The sequence below is a fragment of the Rhizobium sp. 11_C7_N12_5 genome, from assembly GCF_051811145.1.
Taxonomy (GTDB): Bacteria; Pseudomonadota; Alphaproteobacteria; order Rhizobiales; family Rhizobiaceae; genus Rhizobium; species Rhizobium lusitanum.
Genome location: NZ_JBPWPY010000003.1, coordinates 213,221 through 225,410 on the forward strand (window position 1 = coordinate 213,221; position 12,190 = coordinate 225,410).

The 12,190-nt window shown below is 60.6% G+C and carries 11 protein-coding genes; 9 read left to right on the plus strand and 2 right to left on the minus strand.

Translation table 11 applies throughout. The features are described 5' to 3' along the window. The first annotated feature begins 190 nt into the window (after positions 1–190). Complete coding sequence (locus AB8B29_RS30365; protein ID WP_174157136.1) at positions 191–364, plus strand: hypothetical protein; 174 nt, start codon at positions 191–193, stop codon at positions 362–364. A 47-nt stretch (positions 365–411) separates the two neighbouring features. Here AB8B29_RS30365 and AB8B29_RS30370 read toward each other — a convergent pair whose 3' ends face one another. Next, positions 412–1,908 carry a mechanosensitive ion channel domain-containing protein gene (locus AB8B29_RS30370; protein WP_037198717.1) on the minus strand — a complete coding sequence of 499 codons (1,497 nt, stop codon included), beginning with the start codon at positions 1,906–1,908 and terminating at the stop codon, positions 412–414. Positions 1,909–2,090: 182 nt separating this feature from the next. Between AB8B29_RS30370 and AB8B29_RS30375 the strand changes: the two genes are divergently transcribed. From AB8B29_RS30375 to AB8B29_RS30395, 5 genes are all read left to right on the plus strand, one after another. After that, positions 2,091–2,951, plus strand: coding sequence for an MBL fold metallo-hydrolase (locus tag AB8B29_RS30375; protein ID WP_037198716.1), 861 nt, complete (start codon positions 2,091–2,093; stop codon positions 2,949–2,951). Next, complete coding sequence (locus AB8B29_RS30380; RefSeq protein WP_439006972.1) at positions 2,948–4,162, plus strand: MFS transporter; 1,215 nt, start codon at positions 2,948–2,950, stop codon at positions 4,160–4,162. The genes AB8B29_RS30375 and AB8B29_RS30380 overlap by 4 nt, the downstream gene beginning before the upstream one ends. Positions 4,163–4,345: 183 nt before the next feature. Then, complete coding sequence (locus AB8B29_RS30385) at positions 4,346–5,650, plus strand: c-type cytochrome (protein WP_037198714.1); 1,305 nt, start codon at positions 4,346–4,348, stop codon at positions 5,648–5,650. Further along, positions 5,647–6,135, plus strand: a complete 489-nt coding sequence (locus tag AB8B29_RS30390; RefSeq protein WP_037198713.1) for a (2Fe-2S)-binding protein — start codon at positions 5,647–5,649, stop codon at positions 6,133–6,135. Before AB8B29_RS30385 ends, AB8B29_RS30390 begins: the two co-directional genes overlap by 4 nt. Then, a complete protein-coding gene (locus AB8B29_RS30395) occupies positions 6,132–8,390 on the plus strand; it encodes a xanthine dehydrogenase family protein molybdopterin-binding subunit (RefSeq protein WP_037198712.1) in 2,259 nt (752 codons plus the stop codon). The genes AB8B29_RS30390 and AB8B29_RS30395 overlap by 4 nt, the downstream gene beginning before the upstream one ends. On the opposite strand, the gene AB8B29_RS30400 is transcribed toward AB8B29_RS30395, so the two are convergent. Then, complete coding sequence (locus AB8B29_RS30400; RefSeq protein ID WP_439006973.1) at positions 8,380–9,279, minus strand: LysR family transcriptional regulator; 900 nt, start codon at positions 9,277–9,279, stop codon at positions 8,380–8,382. The genes AB8B29_RS30395 and AB8B29_RS30400 overlap by 11 nt on opposite strands. A gap of 104 nt (positions 9,280–9,383) precedes the next feature. Between AB8B29_RS30400 and AB8B29_RS30405 the strand changes: the two genes are divergently transcribed. The 3 genes from AB8B29_RS30405 to AB8B29_RS30415 all read left to right on the plus strand — a co-directional run bounded on the left by AB8B29_RS30405 (position 9,384) and on the right by AB8B29_RS30415 (position 12,173). Then, on the plus strand, positions 9,384–10,595 hold the full coding sequence (locus tag AB8B29_RS30405) for an MFS transporter (protein ID WP_051963914.1): 1,212 nt from the start codon (positions 9,384–9,386) through the stop codon (positions 10,593–10,595). A 9-nt stretch (positions 10,596–10,604) separates the two neighbouring features. Continuing rightward, positions 10,605–11,717, plus strand: coding sequence for an FAD binding domain-containing protein (locus AB8B29_RS30410; RefSeq protein WP_037198708.1), 1,113 nt, complete (start codon positions 10,605–10,607; stop codon positions 11,715–11,717). A 195-nt stretch (positions 11,718–11,912) separates the two neighbouring features. Beyond that, the gene (locus AB8B29_RS30415) at positions 11,913–12,173 is read left to right on the plus strand and encodes a DUF2188 domain-containing protein (RefSeq protein WP_376774256.1); all 261 of its coding nucleotides are present in this window, start codon (positions 11,913–11,915) and stop codon (positions 12,171–12,173) included. Positions 12,174–12,190: the final 17 nt, after the last annotated feature.

The following is a 12,190-nucleotide window of genomic DNA, read 5'->3' on the forward strand; positions in this document are numbered from 1 at the left end:
TAACGATTTCATCAACAATGGAACCTCACTGGCAATGGGGCGTTCAATCATGTTCGATCCATTTCGCTATCCGCAGTTCGCCGTTTTGATGCGGGCTGCATGTTCAAGTCTGAATGCAGATATTCAAGACGTTCGGATCGGGCGAAAGGATGATTGGCGAAAGGATCGAATTTTGAAAAAGGACGTCTGAATGGTCGAAAAGAAGAGGATCGCCGATGCCCATGTTCGCGACGGTATTGCGAGCCTGCCGGAAATGGAAGACCTTTCGCTCGAGGTTCCCGTTACGAAGACATCGACCGAAGACAACGGTCTGGACGGAGCGCTTCCCAAGGGCGACGCGCCGGCCTCTGGCCGATTGGACTGATGTTGCAGCCATGTCGATGGACCCGTAGCCAGCCCTGAAGGCATCGATCAAGCCGTCGCTGAATGCGGCAGCTGGAAGAGATGGCGGATCCGGTTGGCCAATGTTTGCGCATGCTGCGCATGCATGTCGCCGACGCCCTGAAGACGCCTTTCCTGCTCAAGGCGATCGGCAAGCGTCAAGCCGATATCTTCCGCAAGAGCCGGACGATCCCGCAAGATTTCGCAAAGCTGATCTCGGCCTATCTGACGGGTGACGACCGGTGTGAGCGCGACGATGCGGCCGGGCTCCTCCGCCCCGATCAATAGACCGCGCTCGCCGAAGAAATCGCCAGGCGAAAGCCGATTGAGCTCGATGTCCCCTCCATCCTCCTGCCGCACCACCATCACCACTCCGCTCTCGACGAGCATCAATGCCGGCGAGCGTTCCCCCTGAGACAGGATCTCGGCACTCTTTGCATAGGTTCGCCGAACGGCCGCGTTCGAGAGGGTTTCGCGCTCCTTTTCGGTCAGTGCCAAAAACAACGGCAGCGTCTTGATGAGTTGCGATGACGTCTCAGGCGGTGCCTCTGATGCCGTCGCGAGCTGCAAGAGGGAGGGTGCAACGAGCGTGTTGTCACTGGCAAGCGATATCCCCGCCGCCTGTGCGTGCCGGAACACCAGATCGTAGATCTCGTTCTTTGCGGTGAGTGTCTCAGATATGCTGCCGAGACGAAACGCCAGTTCAAATTCTATGGCCTCCTTGCTGAGGTTGACGATCGAAACCGTCGGTGCCGGAGCGCGCAAAATATGGTTGCTTGCCAACATGACCGTATCGAGCAATTGCGCCATGGCTGCTGGCGGTCGTATCGGCGCAAGCCTGATCGACAGCGTAATCCCATGGGTTTCGTCGGGACTGTTGAGATTGACCAGTTGCGATTTTGCTAGCGCGCTGTTCGGGATGACCACGAGGTCGTTTGCCGCGTTGGACAGATGGGTGGCTCGCCAATTGGTCTCGATCACGCGACCTTGGACCCCGTTTTCGAGAATGATCCAGTGACCGACGCTATATGGGCGTCCGAGGTTGAGTGCGATGCCGGAAAAGACATCGGATAGCGAGCTTTGCAGCGCAAAGCCGAGGACGATCGCAAAGGCCCCTGATGTTGCGATCAGCGTGCCAACCGGCACGCTGAACACATAGGCCACCACGGAAAGGACTGCCCCCACATAGATGATCCCGGCGATCAAGTCCTGGACGAATCGGGCTTCGCGGGGGCGACGCTCGAAGATCAGGAATAATCTGATGCAACTGACGAGCATCATCGCGCCACCGAGCCACCAGATCGTCTTTGCGAGACCATAAAACAGCCGGTGCCACAAATCGGAAGCGTTGACCACCGCCGAATAGGGAGCAACCCCATTCGCCAAAAGAACAGCAGTCAGGGTTGCGAAGAAAGCGACATCGACGGCGAAGCGTACCGCCTTGTGCCGTGGCAGGGCAGAATGCGCCACTGTCAGCATGGCGACGAGAAACACAAATTGTACAATGGGATCAGATAGATATTGCATGGCGCGTTCCAGACTGCAGCCCACCAGCGGTAGACCATTGCCTAGGCGATGTCTTGGCGATTCCAATTGAATTTGGCGCCCCATCGTTCAGCGATAGTGAACAATGCTTAGCCTCTGTAGCCAATTTCAATCTCGATCGAATTCGCCGACATCTGGTTCATGGAAACATAGGAGTTTGGCAAATGAATAAACCAATGACATTTCACAGCTTCAAGCATGGTCTCTTTGATGTCACGGTGCTGTCCGACGGACCGATCGTGCTCGACGGTGAAATTTTTGCGCCCCAGGCGACCGATGGTGAACGAGAGGAAATCGTCGTCCGGCTTGCCGGAGCCGACAACGTCGCGGAAGCGCAGTCCAACATTCCCCTGATCATCGCGGCAAACGATGTCATTCTTGTCGATGTCGGTGCAGGGTCGCTTTTCCAGCCGGGCGAGGGGCAACTCGAAGGCAATCTGAACTCCGTTGGTGTAAAGGCAGGGGATGTTACAAAGATCATCCTCTCGCATGCCCATCCCGATCATATATGGGGCATGATACGTGAGGACGGAACGCTGCGTTTCTCCAACGCGCGCTATTACATCACGCGCTCGGAATGGGAATTCTGGATGGGAGAAGAGGCAAGCGCCTTGCCAGAGGCAATTCAGCCTTTTGTCACCGGCGCTCGCCGCGACCTTCAAGCCATCGCGGATCGCGTGACATTCGTCGAAGATGGCGACGAGATTATACCCGGTCTCAGGGTTCTCTCGACGCCTGGCCACACGGCGGGACACATCTCGCTCGTGCTGGACGGCGACGTGCCGTTGATCATCACCGTCGATGCGACCGCCAGCCAGATCGTTTCCGTTGAACATCCCGACTGGAGCTTCGGCTTTGACATGCATCCCGAAACGGCGAGAACCACGCGCCGCGCATTGCTGGAACGAGCCGCACGAGACAGTGCCATTCTTCTTGGCTACCACTGGACCTATCCCGGTGTCGGAAGTGTCAGCAAGGAGGGCGAGACCTTCAAATTCAGTCCTATGACGGAGGCACGATCATGAGGCGTAAGGTTCTCGGAAGAAAGGCGAGCTTCCTGACGGCTGCGGCCGTCGTTGCTCATACGATCTGGACCAGTGCCGCTCCTGCCCTGACGTATCCGCTCTATGCGCAGGAATGGCATCTGACGACCTTCACGACCACGGCGATCTTCGCCGTCTATCCGGTCTTTGTCGTCCTCATGCTCGTAGTCTTCGGCAATGTGTCGGACTATATCGGGCGCAGGGAGGCAATGCTGCTAGGTCTTGCGGCGTCCCTGACGGGCACGATCATGTTTGCGCTTGCGCCGGATGTGGACTGGATCTTCATCGGCAGGGCCTTCATGGGCGTCGGCGTGGGTCTGTCCGCTGGGCCGTCTGCTGCAGCGGTGGTCGAGTTCAGCGCGCCCGGCCGGACCGCCCAAGCCGGTAGTGCGACGGCAGCCGCCCAGGCGTTTGGCATGATCGGCGCAGCTCTGGCCGGCGGCGCATTGATCGAATATGCGCCTCTGCCGACGCGATTGAATTTCGTTGTCCTGACTGCGGTTCTTGTCGTCGTTATGGTTGCAACCTGGATGCTGCCGAACCATACGGCGTCGCGGCCAGCCGGCCGCTGGCGGCCGAGGTTGCCTTCCATCCCAAACGGCGTATTTGCGACGTTCGTGACGGCAACGGCCGCCGTGACGGCCTCTTATGTGCTCGGAGCCATGACGCTTTCTCTTGGCGCGCAGGTGGCGCGGGATATCATTGCGTCGCAGAACGCGCTCGTCAACGGCGGCACGATCGCTCTCTTTGCGATTTCCTCCGCCATTGCCACTCTTCCGGCGCGAGGCGCCAAGCCTGGCAGGGTCATGCTCGCGGGTAGTGTTATCGCCATCGTTTCCTCGGGATTGCTGGCGCTCGCCGGGGCCCTGCACTCGCTGGTCTTCTATACAATTGCCCAGATCGGCAGCGGGATGGCCTACAGCCTGCTCCTTCTTGGGGGGCTTTCGTTGGTCAACGCCGCAGCTCCCGTAATGCACAGAGGCGCAACGCTCTCGGCGCTGTTCCTCGTTGCTTATCTGGCCCAGGCCGTCGTCGCACTGTTGCTGGGTAAGATCGCGACCTGGGCGAGCCTCTCGTTCGCGGTGGATATCGGGGTGGCGACCGTCGCAGTGCTGGCATTGGTGACGCTCCTTCTCGACGCCGTCAGAAGTGCCGTCGCTAGCCGCAGCACTCGTAAGGTCCGCGGACACTGACCCCTTTCGCATGGGTGCAATGCAGAGCGGACCGTAAGGCGCGCCCTGCCATTGTTCTTGAACAGGGGAAGGGTTTGAGGATCAATCGATTTATCCAAAACGCCGGGCGTCGCGACAAGACGCGGCAGAGGCCGAGGCCGATGAATGAAATAAAAGCAACGTTTACCAGAGCGAACCGCCCTCATGAAATTTTCGAAGCGATATCTGGCAATCGGAGCCGCGTTCGTGTCGGCTGCGATCGTTACCGGACTCGGACTGGCGGCATGGCTCGTCTACGAGCCGCCAATTGCCAAAATCCGCCGCCCGTCGGCATCAGACTTCGATCGCAACCTTGTGGTCAGGGGTGAGCAGCTTGCCACCGTCGGTGATTGCATCGTCTGTCACACCGCGCCGAACGGCGCTCCCTTCGCTGGCGCGCGCGCCCTGCCGACGCCCTTTGGGACGCTTTTTTCGAACAATATCACTCCTGACGAGAAGACGGGGATCGGCACCTGGTCGCTTGCTGCCTTCAGCCGCGCCATGAGGCAGGGCGTCGCTCGGGACGGAAGCCATCTCTATCCGGCTTTGCCCTACGAGCATTTTACCCATGTGAGCGACGACGACCTCGAAGCCATCTATGCGTTTCTGATGACCCGCCAGCCGGTCGCGCGGCAGGCGCCGGAAAACCAATTGCTTCCGGGCCTTGGGTTTCGGCCGTTACTGGCCGGCTGGAAGCTGCTCTTCCTGAGGCAGACGGAATTCCAGCCTCTGGCGAGCGAAAGCGCCAGTTGGAACCGCGGCAAGTATCTGGTGGACGGCCTTGCCCATTGTGGCGGCTGCCATACGCCGCGCAATCTCGCCGGCGGCGAGGAGAGCGGACGGGAATTCGCCGGCGGCGTGGCGGAGGGCTGGAATGCGCCCGCGTTGGACGAGACAAACCCTTCCGCGGCCAGATGGAACGTTGCCTCCCTTTTCGCATATCTCAAGAGGGGGTCCGATAGCGGCCATGGCGCGGCAGGCGGACCGATGGGGCCGGTAGTCGAAGGGCTCTCCCGCCTCAACGACGCGGATGTCGAGGCGATCGCCGTCTATATCGATTCCCGGATGCATCCCGCTCCGATATCCGGTGAGCGGGCGGTTGATGCGGAACCCGCCATGGATAACCGTTCCGCTGCTGCCGCGGCGCATCCCGATGCCGATCTTCTTTTTGATGGTGCATGCTCAGGCTGTCATGCGCCGCGTGCGCCGATGAACCTCAACGGGCGACCGCTGCTTTCATTTACGACCGACCTGAAGGCCGACGATCCGCGAAACTCCGTGCAGGCATTGCTGCAGGGTATCGCGGCGCCTGGGGAAACGGGGCCCTACATGCCGTCCTTTTCCGGCACCGTGACCGATCGGCAGCTAGCGGACCTGCTCGCCTATGCTCGCGCCCGCTTCACCGATAAGCCGGCATGGCGGGACCTGGAAGCGACCGTTGCCGACATTCGAAAGGAGAACGCGGAATGACCATCTCGATCAATGTCAATGGCAAGGACCACGTCGTGGAAGCCGAGCCGGATACGCCGCTTCTCTACGTGCTGCGCGACGATCTGGAGCTGAACGGCGCCAAATACGGATGTGGCCTCGGACAATGCGGCGCCTGCACGGTGCATATTGACGGCAAACCCATTTTTTCCTGCCTGACGCCCGTTGGCCTCCTTGACGGCAGGAAGGTGCGGACCATCGAGGGACTGGGCTCGGTCGAGAAGCCAAACATTGTCCAGAAGGCGTTCCAGGACGAACAGGCTGCCCAGTGCGGCTATTGCATCGCCGGCATGATCATGCGCGCGCAGGCTCTTCTTGACCGAAATCCTTCGCCGAGCGAGGAGCAAATTCGCGTGCACATGCAGCCCAATCTCTGCCGTTGTGGAACGCACGCACGAATATTGAGGGCGGTACATCGGGCGAGCCGTGAGATCTCCTCTGCCACTATGGACGGAGGTGCGCAATGAACGCCAGGCAGAACATGGGGTTGACCCGGCGCTCCTTTCTCGGTGCGAGCGGCATCGCAGTTGCATTTGCGCTTACTCGGCCGGCATTTGGGCAGCTTGCTGGCGGGGGCGAAGGAGGTGCCGGTCCGGAAGTCGTCGCTCCCGGACTTCCAGGAAGCCTGAAGTCGTGGCCGTATCTCGACTCCTGGATCCAGCTCGATAGTAAGGGACATGCGACTGTCTTCACCGGCAAGGCTGAACTTGGCCAGGGCATCAAGACCGCACTGTTGCAGGTTGCTGCGGAAGAGCTCGATCTGCCACCCGCGTCGGTAGCGCTCGTAACGGTCGATACGGCGAGAACGCCCGATGAGGGGCTGACCGCGGGTAGCCATTCGATGCAGGATAGCGGCACCGCGATCCGCAACGCATCGGCCAATGTCCGTATGCTGCTTCTGCAAATGGCAGCGGAGCGATTGCAGGTCGAAGCCGGACAATTGTCCACGAGCGGCGACGGCAGCATCCTCGCGCCCGATGGTCGCAGCGTCTCATACGGCGAGGTCGCGGCTACGCTCTCACTTCATGTCGAGGCGATCGCCGACGCGCCGTTGCGGAAGAAGGCCCAGTTCCGCACGATGGGCACGAACCTTCCTCGACTCGATATTCCCGCCAAGACAACCGGTGGGCAGGCATTCATTCACGACATGCGGCTGCCGGGTATGCTGCATGCTCGCATGCTGCGCGGGCCGAGCGAACGGACGCGTTTGAAGTTGCCGCCAGCCGCCGAAATCGAAGCGATGCCGAAGGTCTTCAAGTTCGTCCAGAACGGCGATTTCGCCGCTGTCGTCACTGAGAGGGAATGGGACGCGATCAAGTTGATGCGAAAGCTCCAGGCGTCCGACTATGAGCCAGCCGGAGCGCCGTTCCCGACAGGCGATGTGACCGACACGTTGAAGGCGCTTCCGGCCCGCGACATCGTCATCCTCGATGTGGCCCATCCCGTTGCCGCGCCCGTCAAGACGGTATCGGCGCGCTACACGCGCAGATGGATCAGTCACGGTTCCATCGGCCCCTCCTGTGCGATCGCCTTGTTCAAGGACGATCTCCTGACAATTTGGACCCATAGCCAGGGTACCTATGACGTGCGCCGCGTCGCTTCGGAGTTGCTCGGACGGCCGATCGGCAAAATCCGCGCGATCCACGTGGAGGGTGCAGGCTGCTATGGTCAGAACGGCGCGGATGATGTCGCCGCCGAGGCTGCCTATATCGCCATGTCCGTTCCCGGCCGGCCGGTCCGTCTGCAATGGATGCGGGAGCAGGAGTTCGGATGGGAGCCGCTCGGTCCAGGCATGGTCACGGAGGTCGATGCCGGCCTGGATGCCTCCAACCGCATCGTGGCGTGGAAATACGATGTCTGGAGCAATCCCCATAATAACCGCCCGGTCGGCGCCGGCGGTGTGCTCGTCGGCAACGAGGTCGTGCCCGGATTTCCGCAGCCGGAGGGCAAACCGATCCCGATGCCGGAGGGAGACGGAAGCCGCAACTCCAACCCGCTTTACGATCTGCCGAACATGAATGTGCTTTATCACTTCATCAAGGACATGCCGATCAGGGTCTCGGCGTTGCGTTCGCTGGGGGCGCATCTCAACGTCTTCTCGATCGAAAGCATGTTCGACGAGCTGGCGCTTGCCGGCAATATCGATCCTCTCGAGCTGCGGATGAACCATATGGCCGATACTCGCGCACGGCAGGTCATGCAAACCGCGACCGATGCCTTCGGGTGGCGCAAACGGCAGAAGAGGGGACCTTTCCACGGTTTCGGCATGGCCTTCGCACGATACAAGAATCTGGGCGCCTACTGCGCGGTCTGCCTGGAAATCAGCGTCGACCAGAATACCGGCCGCATCACCGTCCACCGAGTGCAGGCCGCCGCCGACTGCGGCGAGGTCGTCAGTCCGAACGGTGTTCAGAACCAGATCGAGGGTGCCATCATCCAATCCCTCAGTTGGTGCACGCGCGAGGAGGTGACGAATAACGAAACGATCCGTACGAGCTTCGATTGGAGCGCCTATCCGATCCTGCGTTTCGTCGATATCCCGGAAAAGATCGATGTGATCGTCGAAGAACAGCCGGGTCAACCGTTTCTGGGCGTGGCCGAATGCGGGCAGGGACCGACCTCGGCGGCACTTGCCAATGCGTTGGCTGACGCGACCGGCATACGCTTCCGGGACATGCCCATGACGCCGGAAAGGGTGAGGGCGGCGATCGTCACTCTGTAGTTCCTTCAATACCGGCCTCCGCCAGCGCGGTACGCAAAGCTGCAATGAAGACACGGACCTTCGGCAGCACCAAACGTGTCGTCGGATAGACGGCCCAGATGTTGATCGGCTCTGGTTGTGCGCCTGGAAAATCGATCGGCACCAGGCGGCCGGCTTTGATGTCGTCGGCGGCATACCAGGTCGACAACAGGGCAATACCGGCTCCGCCAAGGCATGCCGTGTAACAGCCTGCGATGCTGCTGCAAGAAAAGCGTCCATTCAGTCTGGCATGCCGCTCATCGCCGTGTTCCCGGAACGTCCAGTGGGTGGCGCCGGCAAGCGACAGGCAATCGTGATTGGCGAGGTCGTCGAGAGACAATGGCACGCCGCGACGGGCAAGGTAGCGGGGGCTGGCGACGATGACCCGAGGATTGTCAGCGAGCTTGCGGGCGATAAGGCTGCTGTCCCTGAGGCGGGCGATCCGGATTGCGAGGTCCGTACCGGTCGTCAAGAGATCGGGCAGGCTGTCGGTCATATCGACGGAGATTCTCAGATCAGGATTGTCTTCCAGGAGCCGTGGCACGATCGGCATGATGAACTTCAAGCCGAATGAAATTGGCACGGACATGCGCAGCAGCCCCGAGGCGCTTTCCGTTCCGGAATGCAGGAGCGCCATCGCCGCCGCCTCGTTGTCGACGAGAGCCTGGGCGAACGGCAGGAAGCTTTCGCCCTCCGGCGTCAGCGAGAGCGATCGCGTGGTGCGATGTAACAGCCTCACGCCGAGCTCAGCTTCCAGCCCGGCCAGTCTGCGGGTCGCGACCATGGGGGTGACGCCAAGGCGCCGGGCCGCGGCGGCGAGGCTGCCGCTGGAAACCGCGGAGGTGAAGACCAGAACGTCATTCGTGTCCATTATATCGAAAACCGTTACACAGGCCAATCATTCAAGATGACTAAAACGGTTTTCGATAAAAAGCTAGATATCTGCATACTTCTTCAGCCAGAAAGGCAAGGACCATGGACACGATAAGTCAACACCGGCCGGCAGGTTCAAAACAGCTTTCGAAGCCGGCCCTATTCGCGATGGCAGCAGCCAGTGGCATCGCCGTGGCGAATATCTATTATAACCAGCCAATGCTCGGGATCATCGAAAACGAGTTCCAGCACCAGCCGATCACGGGCTTCATCCCGACAGCTACTCAACTGGGCTATGCGCTGGGTCTATTCTTCCTGCTCCCGCTCGGCGACCTCGTGCACCGGCGCAAGTTGATCATCAGCCAGTTCATCGTTCTTGCCGTGGCTCTCGCGCTTGCAGCCGTCGCGCCTTCGGCCTGGTCGCTCGTCGCGGCGTCACTCGTTGTTGGCGCCAGCTCCACGGTCGCCCAGCAAATCGTTCCCTTCGCCGCCTCGCTCGCCTCCCCCGACAGGCGCGGATCCACGATCGGCACTGTCATGGCCGGCGTCCTGTCCGGAATTCTGTTCAGCAGGACCCTGTCCGGATTCGTTGGCGAGCATGCGGGCTGGCGTCAGATGTTCTGGATCGGCGTGCCGTTGGCGCTTGCCGCGGCGGCTCTAATGTTTTTTGCGCTGCCTCACCACCGGCCAACATCCCGGATGGCCTATCATAATGCCATCAAGTCCCTTGCCCATCTGTGGAGGCGGGAACGCGCGCTGCGCACGGCGGCGCTGATGCAGGCCGCGCTCTTCGGCTCCTTTACGGCCTTCTGGACGATTCTTGCACTCTACCTGGCAACACCGCGTTTCCATCTCGGCGCAGACGTGGCTGGTCTCTTCGGCATCGTTGGCGCGGCCGGTATCTTTGCGGCGCCGCTTGCCGGTAAGATCGCCGACCGTCGCGGACCCGATTTCGTCGTCTGGATGGGCGCCTTGCTCACTCTGGTCGCTTGGGTCATCTTCGGTCTTTGGGCTTCGCTTACGGCACTCGTGATTGGCGTGGTCATTCTTGATTTCGGCATCCAGAGTGCGCTCGTATCGAACCAGCATATCGTCTATGCGCTTGATGCCGACGCTCGCAGCCGTCTGAACACGATCTTCATGACCGCGATGTTCCTTGGTGGGGCGGTCGGTGCTGCCCTGGCGACCGCTGCCTGGAGTTATGCCGGCTGGTTCGGCGTCAGTGCTCTCGGCGCCCTGCTTGCTCTTCTCGCCTTGGTGGTTCGCGCCGCTGGACATCGTACCCGTTCGACAACCGCCGCTCAGGCTCGATAGGAGAATATCATGAAGCGGTTGCGTATTCGGATCGTCGGAGGATCGCTTGCCGGCTTGTTCGCCGGCATCCTCCTCCAGCGCGATGGCCACGACGTCAGAATTTACGAACGCTCTTCGTCCGGTCTTGCCGGGCGGGGAGCAGGGCTCGTTGGCCAACGGGATCTTTTCCGTATCCTGCGTGTGATTGGATGCGAACATGTAGCTCGCGTCGGCGTGGTCGCCGACGAGCGGATCTACTTCAACCGGGATGGAAGCATTGCCGAACGTCTCGCGACGCCGCAAATGCAGATTTCCTGGGATTTTCTGTATTCGACCGTCGCATCACATATGACCGCCGATAGCTATATGATCGGACATCCCATAGACAGCGTGGTCGAGAGCCCTGAGGGAGCGCAGATCATTTTCGCCGATGGCGGGCGTGAGGAAGCTGATTTGGTCATAGGCGCCGATGGACTTGGTTCGGTCGTTCGCCCTCTTCTGAACCGGGACGCTAGCAATCGTTTCGCCGGTTACGTCGCCTGGCGCGGTCTCGTTCCCGAGACAGCATTGCCACAGGAGGCCGCGATCCTGCTGGACCGTTTTGCCTTCTATATCACCGGCGGGATCCACGTGCTTGGCTATCTGGTGCCTGGCCCACATGGCGAAACCGGGCGCGGCGAGCGCAGGTACAACTGGGTCTGGTATCGACCAGTGGCGGGGAACGATCTGCGGGCGGAATTCACCGCCGCGGATGGCAGGATATTTGATTATTCGCTCCCGCGCGGTGCCCTGTCCGACGAGCGCCTGCAAATCCTGCAAAAGGATGCTCTTTCGATGCTGCCGCCGCAGCTTGCCATGGCCGTCGAAGCGGAACCCCAGCCCTCCATCCAGGGTATCTTCGACTTCGAAGCTGCGAAGATGGTATCTGCCCATATGGCCTTGGTCGGCGACGCGGCCTTTGTCGTTCGGCCGCACACGGCCATGGGTGTCTCGAAGGCCGCGGGCGATGTCCTCGCACTTCGAGAGGCCTTGATGCGCTCAGATGATCTGCCGGAAGCACTTGCTCGATACGAGCAAGAGCGCCTGCCTGTGGGCAAATATATCGCGGATTATGGCCGCCAGCTAGGCGCCTCCGCCCTTTGAATCAAACGCGCCAACTCTGAGCACGTCCTGGAAAGAGACCGCCTGTTGTTTGCCGTTTTGATCCCTTGGAATGCTGCAGCTCCCGCCGACATAGGCCAAAGGCGAAACGTCCATGGAGCATAGAAACAGACAATACTGATCGGCTGGCCTCTCCTACAATAACCGCATACCTTAGCATCAACCCATGGAATGACGATGAAAGAAGAAAGCGCACCGATGCATCTGACTTATCACATTGGCCGGCATGACGGCGGCTGGGCCTATCGACTTGGCGACGTCTGGTCCGAGCCATATGCCAGCCACTCCGATGCGCGAGCCGCGGCCCATCGTGCTGCCCGCAGGCAACAACTCGAAGGCCGGGACGCCGAGATCCTCTTTCAATCCGAGGATGGCTCCTGGCACCGGGAACATGTCGAAGCAGGGGATCGTCCGGAAGTCGGTGTGGCCGATGAGTAGCATGCGGCTGGTGAGGG

Excerpts from the sequence above, each read along its gene's own strand:
- AB8B29_RS30390 (WP_037198713.1), top strand. The coding sequence starts at position 5,647 with ATGACCATCTCGATCAATGTCAATGGCAAGGACCACGTCGTGGAAGCC.
- AB8B29_RS30370 (WP_037198717.1), bottom strand. The coding sequence starts at position 1,908 with ATGCAATATCTATCTGATCCCATTGTACAATTTGTGTTTCTCGTCGCC.
- AB8B29_RS30375 (WP_037198716.1), top strand. The coding sequence starts at position 2,091 with ATGAATAAACCAATGACATTTCACAGCTTCAAGCATGGTCTCTTTGAT.
- AB8B29_RS30365 (WP_174157136.1), top strand. The coding sequence starts at position 191 with ATGGTCGAAAAGAAGAGGATCGCCGATGCCCATGTTCGCGACGGTATT.
- AB8B29_RS30410 (WP_037198708.1), top strand. The coding sequence starts at position 10,605 with ATGAAGCGGTTGCGTATTCGGATCGTCGGAGGATCGCTTGCCGGCTTG.
- AB8B29_RS30405 (WP_051963914.1), top strand. The coding sequence starts at position 9,384 with ATGGACACGATAAGTCAACACCGGCCGGCAGGTTCAAAACAGCTTTCG.
- AB8B29_RS30400 (WP_439006973.1), bottom strand. The coding sequence starts at position 9,279 with ATGGACACGAATGACGTTCTGGTCTTCACCTCCGCGGTTTCCAGCGGC.
- AB8B29_RS30380 (WP_439006972.1), top strand. The coding sequence starts at position 2,948 with ATGAGGCGTAAGGTTCTCGGAAGAAAGGCGAGCTTCCTGACGGCTGCG.
- AB8B29_RS30385 (WP_037198714.1), top strand. The coding sequence starts at position 4,346 with ATGAAATTTTCGAAGCGATATCTGGCAATCGGAGCCGCGTTCGTGTCG.
- AB8B29_RS30395 (WP_037198712.1), top strand. The coding sequence starts at position 6,132 with ATGAACGCCAGGCAGAACATGGGGTTGACCCGGCGCTCCTTTCTCGGT.
- AB8B29_RS30415 (WP_376774256.1), top strand. The coding sequence starts at position 11,913 with ATGAAAGAAGAAAGCGCACCGATGCATCTGACTTATCACATTGGCCGG.